Below are 15819 nucleotides of genomic sequence, written 5' to 3'. Positions count from 1 at the left end.
AGCATTTTTCTCCGGTTCGGCGTTACGTTACCTCTACCCTATCAGAGTCTGAAGTCTTCCCCAAGATAGACGCGCTTAACATGATCGTTTTCGAGGATCTGCTGCGGCGTACCGTGGGCGATAAGATTGCCCTGGCTCACAATGTACGCGCGCTCACAGACGGCAAGCGTTTCACGCACGTTGTGGTCGGTGATCAGCACGCCAAGCCCGCTGTCACGCAGATGCTCAATGATACGTTTAATGTCGATGACGGAGATTGGGTCAACACCTGCAAACGGTTCATCCAGAAGGATAAATTTCGGGTTTGCAGCCAGCGCGCGCGCAATCTCAACACGACGACGTTCACCGCCGGACAATGCCTGGCCCAGGCTGTCGCGCAGGTGCTCGATGTGAAACTCTTCCATCAGCTCGTTGGCGCGATCCTGACGCTGTTCGCTGGTCAGGTCGTCACGAATTTGCAGAACCGCCATCAGGTTATCAAAGACGCTCAGACGGCGGAAAATAGAGGCTTCCTGCGGCAGATAGCCGATGCCACGACGCGCGCGCGCGTGCAGTGGCAGCAGGCTGATGTCTTCATCATCGATGATGATGTTGCCGGCATCACGCGGGACAATGCCAACCACCATGTAGAAGGTGGTGGTTTTACCCGCACCGTTAGGGCCAAGCAGGCCCACAATTTCGCCGGAGTTGACGGTCAGACTGACATCTTCTACGACACGGCGGCCCTTATAGGCCTTCGCGAGATTTTTTGCAGTTAATGTTGCCATAACGAATTAGTTACTCTTCTTCTGTGCCGGGGCCTGACCCTTGCCTTTATCCTGCAGCTGAGACGGAACCAGCACGGTGGTTACGCGTTTGCCTTTCTCGCTGGAGGCCTGCATTTTTTGCTCTTTCACCAGATAGGTGATCTTGTCGCCGGTAATGTTGCTGTCCAGCTGTTCCAGATACGCGTTTCCGGTCAGGATAACCAGGTCTTTCGCCAGCTCATAGTGCATATGCGAGGCGCGGCCTTTCACCGGCTTGCCGTTGTCCTGCATCTGGTAGAAGGTGGCCGGGTTGCCGTAACCATCAATGATCTCTTTGCCCTGCTCGCCACCCGGACGGGTAACGACCACTTTATCAGCGTTAATTTTGATGGTGCCCTGCGTCATCACGACGTTACCCGTGAAGGTGACGACGTTACCCTGCATATCGAGGGACTGAGTGTCAGACTCGATGTGGATCGGCTGGTCGGTATCACCCGTTACAGCAAGCGCGGGGAGACTGGCCGCCAGCATCGCGCTGGCGATAATTACTTTAAGGCTGAGTTTGTTTGTTTTGAATTTCATAGGAGGTTCTAACCTTTTCAATCAGCTCGGCGTTCTTGCTGCGTAAGTTCCCGCGCATTCTTAAACCGCTGGAATTAAATGTTGTGCCATACAGTGTGACCAGATCCTGCGAGGTCACGTCCTGGGTTACCAGGTTGATCTGGGCATTATCGGTCGTAATTTTCCGCAGTTGCGAGTCAGCGGTCAGGGCGTTGACTTCAACGTGGCCATACAGATAAAGCATACGGTCATTTGTCAGTTTGGCCCGATCTGACTTAATTGACCACGTCGGCACTTTGTCTTTATCGAATGTGGTCATGACGGGTTGGGTAAACCACGAAACGCCCTCATCGGAAAAATATTCCACATGCTGGGCAACCAGGCGATAGTTCAGCGCACCTTCCGGGCTATAGACCACGGTGTCGCTGTGATCGCTTTTGTAGGTTGGATCGTTATTGTTGATCACTTCCTTTTGCGTATCGTCGCGATCGGCCAGGTTCACGCCAATCAATACCAGTGCGACAAGCGAAAGCAGAATGATAACCCAACGTCTGGTTTTACTCATATTGATTGCCCTTTGGCCTCATCAAGCTTGCCCTGCGCCAGCAGAAGCAGGTCGCAGACTTCACGTACGGCACCGCGGCCACCGTTGATGTGGGTAACGTAGTCAGCGCGTGGGAGCAGCAACGGGTGAGCGTCAGCAACCGCAATGCTGAGACCGACTTCAGCCATCACTGGCCAGTCAATCAAATCGTCCCCGACATAGGCCACGTTTTCCGGCGCGATCGCCAGTTTACCCAGTAAATCGTTGAACGCTGCCATTTTATCGGATTGCCCCTGATACAGATGGGTAATCCCTAAGGTTTCACAGCGGTCTTCTACCAGTTTAGCTTTCCGCCCGGTGATGATAGCCACCTCGATACCCGAGGTGAGCGCGCAGCGAATTCCGTAGCCATCGCGGACGTTAAACGCTTTCAGCTCTTCGCCATGATTGCCCATGTAAATCAGGCCATCGGAGAGTACGCCATCGACATCAAGGATGAGCAGACGAATATTTTCCGCCTTTGCCATCATCTGGGTACTAACCGGTCCATAACAGGTTGCAAGGGATGCACCCGCATTACTCATTGTCTTATCCTTCATTACACTACGCCTGCGCGCAGCAGATCATGCATATGTACCACACCCAGCAACTGGTCGCCATCGGCAACCATAACGGAGGTGATATTGCGGGACTGCATCAGGTTCAGCACATCCACGGCCAGCGTACCCGGACGCACGCGAATCCCGCCGGGCGTCATGACATCGGCAATGCCAAGTGTACGGACATCTACACCCATGTCGAACACGCGACGCAGGTCGCCATCGGTGAAGATCCCCTGAATTTTCATCAGGTCGTCACACACGACCGTCATGCCCAGATTCTTGCGGGTGATTTCCAGCAGCGCATCACGCAGGGAGGCCTCTTTACTGACGTGAGGGATCTCATCCCCGGTGTGCATAATGTCGTTTACCCGAAGCAGCAGCTTGCGTCCCAGCGCGCCACCCGGGTGGGAAAGCGCGAAGTCCTCCGGCGTAAAACCACGCGCTTCCAGCAACGCAACGGCAAGTGCATCGCCCATGACCAGGGCCGCGGTGGTACTGGACGTTGGCGCCAGACCGAGAGGACAGGCTTCTTTGGGTACTTTTACGCACAGGTGAATATCGGCTGCACGCGCCATGCTGCTTTCCGGGCGGCTGGTCATGCAAATCAGCGGCACCTGCAGGCGCTTCAGTACCGGGATTAGCGCCAGGATTTCATTGGATTCACCGGAGTTGGACAGCGCGATGACAACATCCTGCGGCGTGACCATCCCCAGGTCGCCGTGTGCGGCTTCTCCCGGGTGGACAAAGAAGGAGGAGGTTCCGGTGCTGGCAAAGGTTGCCGCCATTTTGCGGCCAATATGACCGGATTTGCCCATCCCCATCACCACGACTTTACCGGCACAGTAAAACATCTTCTCACAGGCCAGACTAAAATCCTGATTAATGTACTGATCTAACTGCGCCAGACCTTCACGTTCAATCTCCAGAACGTCTTTGCCTGCTTTCTGAAAGTCAAAACCCGGCTGCAATTCTATTTGCGACATAATGCGTTTCCGTTTACCCAGAGAGAAGAGGCGAGAGCCAGTACAGCATCGCCATCCATACGATAAATCCACCTGTCAGCAGCGCACCTGCGCCTTTGCCGATCTGTCGTTGCCGCCGCCAGCAGAGCAGGGCGAATATCACGCTGACCAGCAACATCACTCCGTAATCGCGAGAGAATGCCAGAGGGTTGAAGGGCCCTGGCGTTATCAGGGCCGGCAGACCCATCACAATCGCGATATTAAATATGTTGGAACCGATGATATTACCAATGGCAATGTCATCTTCCCCTTTACGTGCCCCCGCAATGGCGGTGGCCAGCTCCGGCAGGCTGGTGCCGATAGCAATCACCGTCAGGCCAATCGTCAGTTCACTCATGGCGTAAAAGTTCGCCAGCACCGTCGCGTTATCCACGACCATGCGCGTTGCCATCGGCATAATAATCAGCGCAACGCCAAGCCAGAGCAGAGCGACCGGTAGCGTACCTTCGCGCGGGAGTTCGGCGACCTGCTCACGCGTGAGGCTGTCATGACCCAGCTTCTCAGCCTGGCGGGCGATTTTAACACTATACAGCAGCCAAATGACGGCCAGCGCCAGCAGGAAAATGCCGTCGCTGTAGCTCAGTACGCCATCATAAAATACGCAGCCTGCCAGCAGACTTACGATTAACATTAGCGGCAATTCCCGGCGCAGAACATCAGAATGCACGCGAAATGGATGGAGCAGCGCCGCCAGGCCCAGGATCAGTAAGATGTTGACGATGTTAGAGCCAATCGCGGTGCCAATTGCAAGGTCTAACTGACCGTGCAACGATGCCGAGACAGAGACGATGATTTCAGGAAGCGACGTGCCAACACTGACAACGGTCATCCCGATGACAACCGGCGGTACGCCCGTCAGGCGACACAGGATTGATGCAGCAAACACTAAACGGTCAGCACTGTAGACCACCAAAAGTAAACCAATTATTAACAGTGCTGTTGCTAAAAGCATCAAAAGTCCTTTCTTCAGGTATACTTGTCGGTCCATCGCGCGGGAATGGCTGGACTGCATACGGTCTGAGGCGTAACGAATTCCTAATTTTGACTTTATGCGCCGGAAAAGTAAAACAAATGCCAGCTTTCGCTAACCTCAATGGCTAATATTCTGTAAAAATGCTGAGTTTAGGGCTGATTCAGGCTGCACGCTTAAACGTGAGCAGGGTAAGAAAGGAACCATAAATGAGCCAAACGATGGCGAATTTAGTCGATGTTCGCGGTGTGAGTTTCTCGCGTAGTAATCGATTGATATTCGATGATATTTCGTTGACCGTACCGCGTGGCAAAATTACCGCCATCATGGGGCCGTCCGGGATCGGTAAAACGACCCTTCTGCGCCTTATTGGTGGGCAGATACCACCTGACAGCGGTGAAATCCTCTTCGATGGCGAAAACATCCCGGAGATGTCGCGCTCGCGCCTGTATACTGTCCGCAAACGTATGAGTATGCTCTTTCAGTCGGGGGCGCTGTTCACCGACATGAACGTCTTTGATAACGTGGCTTATCCGCTGCGCGAACATACCAGCCTGCCGCCTGAACTGCTGAAAAGCACGGTGATGATGAAGCTTGAAGCTGTCGGTCTGCGGGGGGCTGCGAAACTGATGCCTTCAGAACTGTCTGGCGGGATGGCGCGACGTGCCGCACTGGCGCGAGCCATTGCATTAGAACCCGATTTAATCATGTTCGACGAACCGTTTGTCGGACAGGATCCCATCACGATGGGCGTGCTGGTGAAGCTTATCTCTGAACTGAACAGCGCGCTCGGCGTAACCTGTATTGTGGTGTCTCACGATGTACCGGAAGTGTTGAGCATTGCCGATTACGCCTATATCGTGGCGGACAAAAAGATCGTCGCACACGGCAGCGCCCAGGCGCTTCAGGAAAATTGCGATCCGCGCGTGCGGCAATTCCTCGATGGTATTGCTGACGGACCCGTACCGTTCCGCTACCCGGCGGGCGATTATCGTGACGATTTACTGGGATTAGGGAGTTAAGCCACTCATGCTGTTAAATGCGTTGGCCGCCCTTGGACACCGTGGCATAAAAACCATCAGGACGTTCGGGCGTGCCGGATTAATGTTATTCAACGCGCTGGTTGGCAAGCCGGAGTTTCGCAAGCACGCGCCTCTGCTGGTGCGGCAGCTTTATAATGTCGGTGTGCTGTCGATGCTCATCATCATTGTCTCCGGCCTGTTTATCGGTATGGTGCTGGGGCTGCAGGGCTACCTCGTTCTGACCACCTACAGTGCGGAAACCAGCCTCGGGATGCTGGTGGCGCTCTCACTGCTGCGTGAACTGGGGCCGGTTGTGGCGGCGCTGCTGTTCGCCGGTCGTGCAGGGTCAGCACTCACGGCAGAAATTGGCCTGATGCGCGCCACCGAGCAACTCTCCAGCATGGAGATGATGGCGGTCGACCCGCTGCGTCGGGTCATCTCTCCGCGTTTCTGGGCGGGGGTGATCTCGTTACCGCTACTGACTGTTCTGTTTGTCGCCGTGGGGATCTGGGGTGGTTCGCTGGTGGGGGTCCACTGGAAAGGCATTGATGCCGGTTTCTTCTGGTCCGCCATGCAGGATGCCATCGATCTGCGAATGGACCTGGTTAACTGCCTGATTAAAAGCGTGGTATTTGCCATTACGGTCACCTGGATCGCCTTGTTCAATGGTTATGATGCCATTCCGACGTCGGCGGGCATTAGCCGTGCAACTACACGTACTGTCGTACATTCGTCGCTGGCCGTACTGGGTCTGGATTTTGTGCTCACCGCACTGATGTTTGGGAATTGAGTTCATGCAAACGAGAAAAAATGAAATTTGGGTCGGCGTGTTTCTGCTGCTGGCGCTGCTGGCCGCACTGTTTATCTGTCTGCGAGCGGCGGATATCACCTCAGTGCGCACCGAGCCGACATACCGTGTCTATGCCACCTTCGATAATATCGGCGGCCTGAAAGCGCGCTCACCGGTGCGTATTGGTGGCGTTGTTATCGGGCGTGTATCAGACATAACGCTTGATGAGAAAACGTATCTGCCGCGCGTTGCGATGGATATCGAAGAGCGTTACAACCACATTCCGGACACCAGCTCCCTGTCAATCCGTACTTCCGGCCTGCTGGGAGAGCAATACCTGGCGCTCAACGTTGGCTTTGAAGACCCTGAGCTTGGAACGACTATCCTTAAAGACGGTAGCGTTATCCAGGATACGAAGTCCGCGATGGTGCTGGAAGATATGATTGGTCAGTTCCTTTACAACAGTAAAGGGGATGATAAAAAGTCTGACGATGCCCCTGCGCAGAGTGAAGACCATACCAACGCTGCGCCGACCCCAGGTGCGACGAATTAATTCAGGAGAAGTCATTCATGTTTAAACGACTGTTAATGGTTGCCATGCTGGTCATTGCTCCCCTGACTGCGGCTCATGCTGCGGATCAAAGCAACCCGTACAAACTGATGGACGAAGCTGCGAAGAAAACCTTCGACCGTCTCAAAAACGAACAGCCAAAAATTCGCGCGAATCCTGATTATCTGCGTGACGTGGTAGACCAGGAACTGCTGCCCTATGTGCAGATCAAATATGCTGGTGCGCTGGTGCTGGGACGTTATTACAAAGATGCGACGCCTGCGCAGCGTGAAGCCTACTTTGCTGCGTTCCGTGAATACCTGAAACAGGCGTATGGTCAGGCGCTGGCGATGTACCACGGCCAGACCTATCAGATTGCTCCCGAGCAGCCGCTGGGTGATGCCACCATTGTGCCTATCCGCGTGACGATCAACGATCCTAACGGCCGTCCACCGGTGCGCCTGGATTTCCAGTGGCGTAAAAACAGCCAGACCGGGCACTGGCAGGCCTATGACATGATTGCCGAAGGGGTAAGCATGATCACCACCAAACAGAACGAGTGGAGTGACCTGCTGCGCACCAAAGGTATTGATGGCCTGACCGCGCAACTGCAGTCTATTGCGCGTCAGAAAATTACTCTGGACGAGAAAAAGTAATGTCGCAGCAACTCAGCTGGTCGCGTGAAGGTGAGACGTTAAAGCTGTCCGGTGAACTTGATCAGGACCTGCTGAACCCACTGTGGGATAAACGCCACGACGCGATGCAGGGCGTGACGCTCATCGACTTAACCGACGTCACGCGGGTGGATACGGCAGGTGTTGCGCTGCTCGCCCATCTGGTCGCTGTGGGGAAAAAGCAGGGGACAAGCGTCAGGCTTCATGGCACGAGCGATAATGTCGTTACCCTTGCCCAACTCTACAATTTGCCTCCGGACGTCCTGCCTCGTTAATATTTTCAGTGCGTTACTTCCGAAAGCCCTGACAGTTTCATCGTCGGGGCTTTTTGCTTGTTTAAGACGACGCCACTTTGCTCTAAGATGTTGGGCTTGTTTTCACTATCAGATGATTAAGAACCCATGGAAAATCATGAAATCCAGACAGTGCTGATGAATGCACTCTCCCTTCAGGAAGCCCACGTCACTGGCGATGGCAGTCACTTCCAGGTTATTGCTGTGGGTGAGATGTTCGACGGTATGAGCCGTGTGAAGAAACAGCAGGCTGTGTACGCGCCGCTGATGGAATATATTGCGGATAACCGCATCCACGCCCTGTCGATTAAAGCGTTCACCCCGCAAGAGTGGGCACGCGATCGCAAACTAAACGGTTTTTGAGCTGAGGGCGACAGGCCCGCAGCACGGTTGAATTTATAAGAGAGCACACAATGGATAAATTTCGTGTACAGGGGCCAACGCGTCTCCAGGGCGAAGTCACAATTTCTGGCGCGAAAAACGCCGCGCTGCCAATCCTCTTTGCTGCGCTGCTCGCGGAAGAGCCGGTAGAAATTCAGAACGTACCGAAGCTGAAAGATATCGACACCACCATGAAGCTGCTCACCCAGCTGGGCACGAAAGTTGAGCGTAACGGTTCCGTCTGGATCGATGCCAGCAACGTGAACAACTTCTCTGCGCCTTACGATCTGGTGAAAACCATGCGTGCATCCATCTGGGCACTTGGCCCGCTGGTGGCGCGTTTTGGTCAGGGTCAGGTTTCACTGCCGGGCGGTTGCGCCATCGGTGCGCGTCCGGTTGATCTGCATATCTATGGTCTGGAGAAACTGGGCGCTGAGATCAAGCTGGAAGAAGGTTACGTTAAAGCCTCCGTCAACGGTCGTCTGAAAGGCGCGCACATTGTCATGGACAAAGTGAGTGTGGGCGCAACCGTCACCATCATGTCTGCGGCAACGCTGGCAGACGGCACGACCATCATCGAAAACGCCGCGCGTGAACCTGAGATTGTGGATACTGCCAACTTCCTCGTGGCGCTGGGGGCGAAGATCTCCGGCCAGGGTACTGACCGTATCACCATCGAAGGCGTTGAGCGTCTGGGCGGCGGTGTGTATCGCGTTCTGCCCGACCGTATCGAAACTGGCACCTTCCTGGTGGCCGCAGCGATCTCTGGCGGTAAGATTGTTTGTCGCAACGCGCAGCCTGATACCCTGGATGCGGTGCTGGCGAAACTGCGTGATGCAGGCGCGGATATCGAAATCGGAGAAGACTGGATCAGCCTTGATATGCACGGTCAGCGTCCAAAAGCGGTCAATGTGCGTACGGCGCCGCATCCGGCGTTCCCAACGGACATGCAGGCGCAGTTCACCCTGTTGAACCTGGTTGCCGAAGGGACAGGCTTCATCACAGAGACCATTTTCGAGAACCGCTTTATGCACGTACCGGAACTGATCCGTATGGGTGCGCATGCTGAGATCGAGAGCAATACCGTGATTTGCCACGGCGTGGAGAAACTGTCAGGTGCTCAGGTGATGGCAACCGATCTGCGTGCGTCTGCAAGCCTGGTGCTGGCGGGGTGTATTGCGGAAGGTACCACGGTGGTGGATCGTATTTACCACATCGATCGTGGTTATGAGCGTATCGAAGACAAACTGCGCGCGCTGGGTGCCAATATCGAGCGTGTGAAGGGCGAGTAATCGTTCCGGCAGCCCCCTGCCAGAGATGACCGGGGGGTTGCTGTTCCTGCTAAAAAGCGCGTTATTCCTGTGGTTCTTTCTTTAACTTTCTCTGGCGCATCATGCGCGTTCTGTCGATGAATTCATGGGTAATGGGATCGTGGTAGCGCGAGGGCCAGATCACCCACGGGTGCGTTTCCAGCGCCGTCGCGATAATTAATTCTCCCTTTGGCCAGGGGCGGGTCAGGGCGTTGGCCAGGGTGGAAGAACTCAGACCATGGCGGCGGGACTCTGCTGCCAGTGACGTCCCTCTTTTGCGCAGTGCCGCAATGATATCTGCCGTATGCCAGTCGATAAATTTCGTATCCATAACGCTGTCCTTAAGTGCGGATTCACCTACGCCGTTTCTTCTGAAACGACTGGCTTACTATACCCATTTCAAACTCTTGTTCTAAAAAGTTCGCGTTACTTGAAGGGATATTCAGAATAAGACATGCCTTTATTCATGCGGTCTCTAAACCGATGAATTTACATGAATACGGAATTTACTGGGGTGTTTTAGAACCTCCCCGCGATGGAAACGGGGAGGTGTGAAAGGATTAACGATCGCGTTGAACAGCGATGTGGGCAAGGCCAATAAGGGCATCACGCCACGGGCTGTCTGGAATAACCTGAAGGGCAGCGATGGCTTTATCAGCCTCTTCTTCGGCACGCTGACGCGTCCATTCCAGTGAACCGCAGATCGCCATAGTTTCCAGTACCGGTTCCAGAAGATGGCGACCATTTCCCTGTTCGATCGCCTCACGGATCATTTTCGCCTGGTCTTCAGTTCCGTTGCGCATCGCATGGAGCAGCGGCAGGGTCGGTTTGCCTTCGTTCAGGTCATCGCCCACGTTTTTGCCGAGCGTTTCGCCGTCCGCACTGTAGTCCAGCAAATCATCAATCAGCTGGAAGGCTGTCCCCAGATAGCGACCATAGTCCTGGAGCCCTTTTTCCTGAGCCTCAGAACAGCCAGCCAGAATGCCGGAGCACTGCGCGGCCGCTTCAAACAGGCGCGCTGTTTTGCTGTAGATGACGCGCATGTAGTTTTCTTCAGTAATATCCGGATCGTTGACGTTCATCAGCTGCAGCACTTCGCCTTCAGCGATGACGTTTACGGCTTCTGACATCACTTCCAGCACTTTCAGCGAGCCCAGGCTGGTCATCATCTGGAAGGCGCGGGTATAGATAAAATCCCCGACCAGAACGCTGGCGGCATTACCGAAGGCGGCATTGGCCGTGGCCTTACCGCGACGCATATCGGATTCATCCACAACATCGTCATGCAGAAGCGTCGCTGTGTGAATAAATTCGATCAGTGCGGCGATCGTGACGTGGGCATTTCCCTGATAGCCAACGGCTCTGGCAGCCAGAATGGCAATCATCGGGCGAATGCGTTTACCGCCGCCGCTGACAATGTAATATCCCAACTGATTGATCAACTGAACGTCAGAGTTGAGTTGCTCCAGGATTGCTGCATTCACACCCGCCATATCTTGCGCGGTTAACTCATTGATTTTTTCTAAATTCATCGCAAAAGCCGGGCTTTTCATCCTGTTGATCCCATCTTCAATGGGGTAACGAAGGGTTTCGGTTTATCAATAGTAGTGCTGATTGTACTGAAAAAACGGCTCAGATAAACGTTACCGTACGTGTTGTGTTTTTTTTCTTCATGTATTGATGGTAGCACTTGTCAAAGGCTCGCGTTTTGCGTAATATTCGCGCCCTATTGTGAATATTTATAGCGCACTCTGAATCATACGAGGATGTGCGCGGAAGCGGAGTTTATATGTACGCGGTTTTCCAAAGTGGTGGTAAACAACACCGAGTAAGCGAAGGTCAGACCGTTCGCCTGGAAAAGCTGGACATCGCAACTGGCGAATCTGTTGAGTTCGCAGAAGTTCTGATGATCGCAAACGGTGAAGAAGTCAAAATCGGCGTTCCTTTCGTTGATGGCGGCGTTATCAAAGCTGAAGTTGTTGCTCACGGTCGTGGCGAGAAAGTTAAAATCGTTAAGTTTCGTCGTCGTAAACACTACCGTAAGCAGCAGGGCCACCGTCAGTGGTTCACTGATGTGAAAATTACTGGCATCAGCGCCTAAGACCTGAGGAGAGATTTAAATGGCACATAAAAAGGCTGGCGGCTCCACACGTAACGGTCGCGATTCAGAAGCTAAACGCCTGGGCGTTAAGCGTTTCGGTGGCGAATCCGTTCTGGCGGGTAGCATCATTGTTCGTCAACGTGGTACCAAATTCCACGCTGGCAACAACGTAGGTTGCGGTCGTGACCACACTCTGTTTGCTAAAGCAGACGGTAAAGTGAAATTTGAAGTTAAAGGCCCGAACAACCGTAAATACATCAGCATCGTTGCTGAGTAAGGTTTTCTCGGTCCGGTAACGGATTAAAGCCCCGCAACGTGTTGCGGGGCTTTTTACATTGGAAACCCGGAAAATTTTCTGTAGGGAAAACGGGCATGAAGCAGCAGGCCGGCATTGGTATTCTTTTGGCGCTCACGACCGCAATGTGCTGGGGTGCGCTGCCAATTGCAATGAAGCAAGTACTGGAAGTGATGGAGCCGCCTACGGTGGTCTTTTATCGCTTTCTGATGGCAAGCATCGGCCTCGGCGCCATTCTGGCTATCAAAGGTAAGCTTCCGCCTTTGCGACTTTTCCGCAAACCGCGCTGGCTGGTGCTGCTGGCTATCGCGACGGGCGGTCTGTTTGGTAACTTCATCCTGTTCAGCTCTTCTCTGCAGTATCTTAGCCCTACAGCGTCACAGGTGATTGGTCAGCTTTCACCTGTGGGCATGATGGTCGCCAGCGTGTTTATCCTCAAGGAGAAGATGCGTGGGACGCAGATTATCGGGGCGAGCATGTTGCTGTGTGGTCTGGTGATGTTCTTTAACACCAGCCTGATCGAAATTTTTACCCGCCTGACGGATTACACCTGGGGTGTGATTTTTGGTGTGGGAGCAGCTACGGTCTGGGTAAGCTATGGCGTCGCGCAAAAGGTGTTATTGCGGCGCCTGGCCTCACAGCAGATCCTTTTTTTGCTGTACACTTTATGTACAGTTGCATTATTGCCGTTAGCAAAGCCGGGTGTCATTACCCAGCTGAGCGACTGGCAGCTGGCGTGCCTCATTTTTTGTGGGCTTAACACGCTGGTTGGTTATGGCGCGCTTGCTGAAGCAATGGCGCGCTGGCAGGCAGCACAGGTTAGCGCATTGATCACGCTGACTCCGCTGTTTACCCTGTTATTTTCAGATTTGTTATCAATGGCCTGGCCCGATGTCTTCGTCAGACCGATGCTCAACCTGTTGGGCTATCTCGGTGCGTTTGTCGTGGTTGCGGGCGCGATGTATTCCGCCATTGGTCATCGTCTTTGGGGACGTTGGCGCAAAAATGAAGCGGTCCCCGCTCAGGCGAATGAGTTACGGAGAGTAAAATGAAGTTTGTTGATGAAGCAACGATCCTGGTTGTGGCTGGTGATGGCGGCAACGGTTGCGTGAGCTTCCGCCGTGAAAAATATATTCCTCGAGGTGGCCCGGATGGCGGCGACGGCGGGGATGGTGGTGATGTGTGGCTGGAGGCGGATGAGAACCTCAACACGCTGATCGACTACCGTTTCGAAAAATCCTTCCGCGCTGAACGTGGTCAGAACGGTCAGAGCCGCGACTGTACCGGTAAACGCGGTAAAGACGTGACCATTAAAGTGCCGGTTGGTACGCGCGTGATTGACCAGGGCACCGGTGAAACCATGGGTGACATGACCAAACACGGTCAGCGCCTGATGGTTGCAAAAGGTGGCTGGCACGGTCTGGGCAACAGCCGCTTCAAATCATCCGTTAACCGTACTCCGCGTCAGAAAACGATGGGTACGCCGGGCGATAAGCGCGATCTGCAGCTGGAGCTGATGCTCCTGGCAGACGTGGGCATGCTGGGTATGCCAAATGCCGGTAAATCGACCTTTATTCGCGCGGTTTCTGCGGCGAAACCAAAAGTGGCGGACTATCCGTTTACCACGCTGGTACCGAGCCTGGGTGTTGTCCGTATGGATAACGAGAAGAGCTTCGTTGTTGCTGACATCCCGGGTCTGATCGAAGGTGCAGCGGAAGGTGCCGGTCTCGGCATTCGCTTCCTGAAACACCTTGAGCGTTGCCGCGTACTGCTGCACCTCATTGATATCGATCCTATTGATGGTTCCGATCCGGTTGAAAATGCCCGGATCATCATCGGTGAGCTGGAAAAATACAGCGAAAAACTGGCGTCTAAACCGCGCTGGCTGGTCTTCAACAAGATCGACCTGATGGATAAAGCTGAAGCGGAAGCGAAAGCTAAAGCGATTGCTGAAGCGATGGGCTGGGAAGATAAATACTACCTGATCTCCGCGGCAAGCCAGGTTGGCGTGAAAGACCTCTGCTGGGATGTGATGACCTTTATCATCGAAAACCCGGTTGTTCAGGCTGAAGAAGCGAAACAGCCAGAAAAAGTCGAATTCATGTGGGATGACTACCACCGTCAGCAGCTCGAAGAGCTGGAAGCGGAAGAGGAAGACGACTGGGACGATGACTGGGATGAAGACGACGAAGAAGGTGTCGAGTTCATCTACAAGCACTGATATCTGTCTAAAGCCCCCATTCCGGGGGCTTTTTTTATTCCAGCGTTGAGGGGAGCCAGCAGCTTGCTATCAGGCCGCCTTCAGCACCGTTCTCCAACGCTAGCTTACCGCGGTGGAGTTGCAGGATACGCTGTACGATACTCAGGCCCAGGCCGCTACCGCCGTAGCGCTGATCAAGCCGACGGAACGGCTCGGTGATCGACTGTCGATGTGCTTCATCGATGCCGGGCCCCTGATCGCTCACGCTGACCAGCGTACCTCCCGCAACCTCGGTTAGTGCCACGGTGATTGTTGTGCCTGGTGGACTGTAACGTCCGGCATTTTCCAGCAGGTTACGCAGCATCAGTCGCAAAAGCACCGCGTCACCCTGCACCGTAAGCGTACTTTTGGCCGGCCATATCACCGTATGTTCTTTGGCTTCATGCTCAAGACCAAGGGGCGTGATGATCGTGTCCGTCCAGTTGATGGTCTCATAGCGACCGCTCGCCATCGCCTGTCCTGCACGGGCCAGCATCAGCAGTTGTTCAACGGTATGCATGAGCTGATCGATACGGCTGATTAACGTTGTCGCCTGCGGAGAGCCTGACTGCGCCATTAACTCCAGATGAAGCCGGATCCCGGCCAGTGGCGTTCGCAGTTCGTGGGCGGCGTCTGCGGTGAAGAGACGCTCCTGCTGAATGGTACTGTCCAGCCTGGCGAGTAGCTGGTTGAGAGAGGTGGTAACGGCGCCTATTTCTTCCATGTCGGAATACATAGGCAGCGGCGTTAAGTTATCCGCCGAACGGTTAGCGAGGCTGTCGCGGAGTTTATTCAGAGGCCGGGTTATCCAGGTGACCGCCCAGAATGAAAACAGCAGAGTGAAACTGACCATCACCAGGGAAGGGACCAGAAGAGATGCAATCGCCTCGCGGATCTCTTTTTCGACATGGTTATTGCGGGCTTTTGCAGACAGCGTTTCATTCACCAGAAAGCCAATCTGCTCACGACTTTCATGCCACAACCAAATCACGCTTATCAGCTGGAAAAATAACAGAATGACCGCCAGCAACACCATTAATCGCCGACGCATGCTGTTCATTTCTGGCTCTCCAGACGATAGCCAACGCCGCGGACGGTTTTTATCCTGTCTTTGCCAAGCTTGCGACGCAGGTTATGGATGTGGACTTCCAGGGTGTTAGAGCCGGGATCGTCCTGCCAGGAGTAAATGTCCTGTTGCAGCGTTTCACGGTGCACCGTTTGCCCGCTGCGCATAATCAGGCGGGTCAGGAGGGCGAACTCTTTTGGGGTCACTTCAACGGGCTGGGACTGACGCAGTACCTGCTGGGTTTGCAGATTGAGCGTGATGTCGCCGTCCGTCAGCAGATTATCGCTGTGCCCCTGATAGCGCCGGATAAGCGCCCGCACGCGTGCCTGAAGTTCTGCGAGCGCAAAGGGCTTCACCAGATAGTCATCTGCGCCAGCATCGAGGCCGGTAATACGATCTTCAATCGCATCGCGTGCCGTCAGGATCAACACCGGGTTAGCGATGCCGCGCCGACGCCATTGGGTGAGCAGCGTCGCGCCGTCTTTGTCCGGCAAACCCAAATCGAGGATCACCAGACTGTACTCGCCGCTCTGGATCAGGGAATCCGCCTCTGCCGCGGTACCGGCACAATCCAGAGCATACCCTTCGTTGGCAAGCCCCAGCGCGAGTCCTTCCTGCAATAACAGATCATCTTCAACTATGAGTAGTTTCAT

Annotated in this window: 21 protein-coding genes; 11 read left to right on the top strand and 10 right to left on the bottom strand. The window is 54.2% G+C overall.

The window, feature by feature from the left end; genetic code table 11:
• Nucleotides 1-41 precede the first annotated feature (41 nt).
• From lptB to AAER43_RS20290, 6 genes are read right to left on the bottom strand one after another with little or no spacing between them, the layout of a single operon-like run.
• Nucleotides 42-767, bottom strand: coding sequence for an LPS export ABC transporter ATP-binding protein (lptB, locus tag AAER43_RS20315; protein WP_014885395.1), 726 nt, complete (start codon nt 765-767; stop codon nt 42-44).
• A 6-nt stretch (nt 768-773) separates the two neighbouring features.
• A complete protein-coding gene (gene lptA / locus AAER43_RS20310) occupies nt 774-1328 on the bottom strand; it encodes a lipopolysaccharide ABC transporter substrate-binding protein LptA (protein WP_023331402.1) in 555 nt (184 codons plus the stop codon).
• The gene (lptC, locus tag AAER43_RS20305) at nt 1297-1872 is read right to left on the bottom strand and encodes an LPS export ABC transporter periplasmic protein LptC (RefSeq protein WP_014885393.1); all 576 of its coding nucleotides are present in this window, start codon (nt 1870-1872) and stop codon (nt 1297-1299) included. Before lptC ends, lptA begins: the two co-directional genes overlap by 32 nt.
• On the bottom strand, nt 1869-2435 hold the full coding sequence (gene kdsC / locus AAER43_RS20300; protein WP_023331400.1) for a 3-deoxy-manno-octulosonate-8-phosphatase KdsC: 567 nt from the start codon (nt 2433-2435) through the stop codon (nt 1869-1871). The genes lptC and kdsC overlap by 4 nt, the downstream gene beginning before the upstream one ends.
• A 14-nt stretch (nt 2436-2449) precedes the next feature.
• Nucleotides 2450-3436: an arabinose-5-phosphate isomerase KdsD gene (gene kdsD / locus AAER43_RS20295; protein WP_050861515.1), complete on the bottom strand. Its 987-nt coding sequence runs from the start codon at nt 3434-3436 to the stop codon at nt 2450-2452.
• Nucleotides 3437-3449: 13 nt separating this feature from the next.
• Nucleotides 3450-4427, bottom strand: a complete 978-nt coding sequence (locus AAER43_RS20290; RefSeq protein ID WP_045134767.1) for a calcium/sodium antiporter — start codon at nt 4425-4427, stop codon at nt 3450-3452.
• Between the two features lie 227 nt (nt 4428-4654).
• On the opposite strand from AAER43_RS20290, the gene mlaF reads away from it, so the two are divergent.
• The 7 genes from mlaF (at nt 4655) to murA (ending at nt 9447) form a co-directional block, all read left to right on the top strand.
• Complete coding sequence (gene mlaF / locus AAER43_RS20285) at nt 4655-5467, top strand: phospholipid ABC transporter ATP-binding protein MlaF (RefSeq protein ID WP_014885389.1); 813 nt, start codon at nt 4655-4657, stop codon at nt 5465-5467.
• Between the two features lie 7 nt (nt 5468-5474).
• Nucleotides 5475-6257 (top strand): lipid asymmetry maintenance ABC transporter permease subunit MlaE, encoded by a 783-nt coding sequence (mlaE, locus tag AAER43_RS20280; protein WP_032635433.1) that lies wholly within the window; start codon nt 5475-5477, stop codon nt 6255-6257.
• 4 nt (nt 6258-6261) lie between these two features.
• Entirely contained in the window at nt 6262-6810 is a 549-nt protein-coding gene (gene mlaD / locus AAER43_RS20275; RefSeq protein WP_014885388.1) for an outer membrane lipid asymmetry maintenance protein MlaD, read from the top strand.
• 17 nt (nt 6811-6827) lie between these two features.
• On the top strand, nt 6828-7463 hold the full coding sequence (mlaC, locus tag AAER43_RS20270) for a phospholipid-binding protein MlaC (protein WP_014885387.1): 636 nt from the start codon (nt 6828-6830) through the stop codon (nt 7461-7463).
• Complete coding sequence (gene mlaB / locus AAER43_RS20265) at nt 7463-7756, top strand: lipid asymmetry maintenance protein MlaB (RefSeq protein ID WP_050861510.1); 294 nt, start codon at nt 7463-7465, stop codon at nt 7754-7756. The genes mlaC and mlaB overlap by 1 nt, the downstream gene beginning before the upstream one ends.
• A 126-nt stretch (nt 7757-7882) precedes the next feature.
• Nucleotides 7883-8137, top strand: coding sequence for a BolA family iron metabolism protein IbaG (gene ibaG, locus AAER43_RS20260; RefSeq protein WP_008501458.1), 255 nt, complete (start codon nt 7883-7885; stop codon nt 8135-8137).
• Nucleotides 8138-8187: 50 nt separating this feature from the next.
• Nucleotides 8188-9447, top strand: a complete 1260-nt coding sequence (murA, locus tag AAER43_RS20255) for a UDP-N-acetylglucosamine 1-carboxyvinyltransferase (RefSeq protein ID WP_032635434.1) — start codon at nt 8188-8190, stop codon at nt 9445-9447.
• A 61-nt stretch (nt 9448-9508) separates the two neighbouring features.
• On the opposite strand, the gene sfsB is transcribed toward murA, so the two are convergent.
• Nucleotides 9509-9796 carry a DNA-binding transcriptional regulator SfsB gene (gene sfsB, locus AAER43_RS20250; RefSeq protein WP_014885384.1) on the bottom strand — a complete coding sequence of 96 codons (288 nt, stop codon included), beginning with the start codon at nt 9794-9796 and terminating at the stop codon, nt 9509-9511.
• Between the two features lie 229 nt (nt 9797-10025).
• A complete protein-coding gene (ispB, locus tag AAER43_RS20245) occupies nt 10026-10997 on the bottom strand; it encodes an octaprenyl diphosphate synthase (RefSeq protein WP_014885383.1) in 972 nt (323 codons plus the stop codon).
• A gap of 257 nt (nt 10998-11254) precedes the next feature.
• On the opposite strand from ispB, the gene rplU reads away from it, so the two are divergent.
• The 4 genes from rplU (at nt 11255) to cgtA (ending at nt 14082) form a co-directional block, all read left to right on the top strand.
• The gene (gene rplU / locus AAER43_RS20240) at nt 11255-11566 is read left to right on the top strand and encodes a 50S ribosomal protein L21 (protein WP_003025032.1); all 312 of its coding nucleotides are present in this window, start codon (nt 11255-11257) and stop codon (nt 11564-11566) included.
• Nucleotides 11567-11585: 19 nt separating this feature from the next.
• Nucleotides 11586-11843, top strand: coding sequence for a 50S ribosomal protein L27 (gene rpmA, locus AAER43_RS20235; protein WP_004385076.1), 258 nt, complete (start codon nt 11586-11588; stop codon nt 11841-11843).
• A gap of 95 nt (nt 11844-11938) precedes the next feature.
• Nucleotides 11939-12913 (top strand): DMT family transporter, encoded by a 975-nt coding sequence (locus AAER43_RS20230; RefSeq protein ID WP_014885382.1) that lies wholly within the window; start codon nt 11939-11941, stop codon nt 12911-12913.
• Entirely contained in the window at nt 12910-14082 is a 1173-nt protein-coding gene (cgtA, locus tag AAER43_RS20225; protein WP_014885381.1) for an Obg family GTPase CgtA, read from the top strand. Before AAER43_RS20230 ends, cgtA begins: the two co-directional genes overlap by 4 nt.
• A gap of 34 nt (nt 14083-14116) precedes the next feature.
• On the opposite strand, the gene pmrB is transcribed toward cgtA, so the two are convergent.
• Together pmrB and pmrA are read right to left on the bottom strand one after the other, a co-directional pair.
• The gene (pmrB, locus tag AAER43_RS20220; protein WP_050861507.1) at nt 14117-15160 is read right to left on the bottom strand and encodes a two-component system sensor histidine kinase PmrB; all 1044 of its coding nucleotides are present in this window, start codon (nt 15158-15160) and stop codon (nt 14117-14119) included.
• Entirely contained in the window at nt 15157-15819 is a 663-nt protein-coding gene (gene pmrA, locus AAER43_RS20215) for a two-component system response regulator PmrA (RefSeq protein WP_014885379.1), read from the bottom strand. The genes pmrB and pmrA overlap by 4 nt, the downstream gene beginning before the upstream one ends.

Origin of the sequence: Enterobacter sp. FUJ80071, from assembly GCF_038739915.1 — a bacterium.
GTDB classification, from domain to species: domain Bacteria; phylum Pseudomonadota; class Gammaproteobacteria; order Enterobacterales; family Enterobacteriaceae; genus Enterobacter; species Enterobacter kobei.
This window is presented reverse-complemented; position numbering and strand designations above follow the sequence as displayed.

Excerpts from the sequence above, each read along its gene's own strand:
- lptB (WP_014885395.1), bottom strand. The coding sequence starts at position 767 with ATGGCAACATTAACTGCAAAAAATCTCGCGAAGGCCTATAAGGGCCGC.
- lptA (WP_023331402.1), bottom strand. The coding sequence starts at position 1,328 with ATGAAATTCAAAACAAACAAACTCAGCCTTAAAGTAATTATCGCCAGC.
- lptC (WP_014885393.1), bottom strand. The coding sequence starts at position 1,872 with ATGAGTAAAACCAGACGTTGGGTTATCATTCTGCTTTCGCTTGTCGCA.
- kdsC (WP_023331400.1), bottom strand. The coding sequence starts at position 2,435 with ATGAGTAATGCGGGTGCATCCCTTGCAACCTGTTATGGACCGGTTAGT.
- kdsD (WP_050861515.1), bottom strand. The coding sequence starts at position 3,436 with ATGTCGCAAATAGAATTGCAGCCGGGTTTTGACTTTCAGAAAGCAGGC.
- AAER43_RS20290 (WP_045134767.1), bottom strand. The coding sequence starts at position 4,427 with ATGCTTTTAGCAACAGCACTGTTAATAATTGGTTTACTTTTGGTGGTC.
- mlaF (WP_014885389.1), top strand. The coding sequence starts at position 4,655 with ATGAGCCAAACGATGGCGAATTTAGTCGATGTTCGCGGTGTGAGTTTC.
- mlaE (WP_032635433.1), top strand. The coding sequence starts at position 5,475 with ATGCTGTTAAATGCGTTGGCCGCCCTTGGACACCGTGGCATAAAAACC.
- mlaD (WP_014885388.1), top strand. The coding sequence starts at position 6,262 with ATGCAAACGAGAAAAAATGAAATTTGGGTCGGCGTGTTTCTGCTGCTG.
- mlaC (WP_014885387.1), top strand. The coding sequence starts at position 6,828 with ATGTTTAAACGACTGTTAATGGTTGCCATGCTGGTCATTGCTCCCCTG.
- mlaB (WP_050861510.1), top strand. The coding sequence starts at position 7,463 with ATGTCGCAGCAACTCAGCTGGTCGCGTGAAGGTGAGACGTTAAAGCTG.
- ibaG (WP_008501458.1), top strand. The coding sequence starts at position 7,883 with ATGGAAAATCATGAAATCCAGACAGTGCTGATGAATGCACTCTCCCTT.
- murA (WP_032635434.1), top strand. The coding sequence starts at position 8,188 with ATGGATAAATTTCGTGTACAGGGGCCAACGCGTCTCCAGGGCGAAGTC.
- sfsB (WP_014885384.1), bottom strand. The coding sequence starts at position 9,796 with ATGGATACGAAATTTATCGACTGGCATACGGCAGATATCATTGCGGCA.
- ispB (WP_014885383.1), bottom strand. The coding sequence starts at position 10,997 with ATGAATTTAGAAAAAATCAATGAGTTAACCGCGCAAGATATGGCGGGT.
- rplU (WP_003025032.1), top strand. The coding sequence starts at position 11,255 with ATGTACGCGGTTTTCCAAAGTGGTGGTAAACAACACCGAGTAAGCGAA.
- rpmA (WP_004385076.1), top strand. The coding sequence starts at position 11,586 with ATGGCACATAAAAAGGCTGGCGGCTCCACACGTAACGGTCGCGATTCA.
- AAER43_RS20230 (WP_014885382.1), top strand. The coding sequence starts at position 11,939 with ATGAAGCAGCAGGCCGGCATTGGTATTCTTTTGGCGCTCACGACCGCA.
- cgtA (WP_014885381.1), top strand. The coding sequence starts at position 12,910 with ATGAAGTTTGTTGATGAAGCAACGATCCTGGTTGTGGCTGGTGATGGC.
- pmrB (WP_050861507.1), bottom strand. The coding sequence starts at position 15,160 with ATGAACAGCATGCGTCGGCGATTAATGGTGTTGCTGGCGGTCATTCTG.
- pmrA (WP_014885379.1), bottom strand. The coding sequence starts at position 15,819 with ATGAAACTACTCATAGTTGAAGATGATCTGTTATTGCAGGAAGGACTC.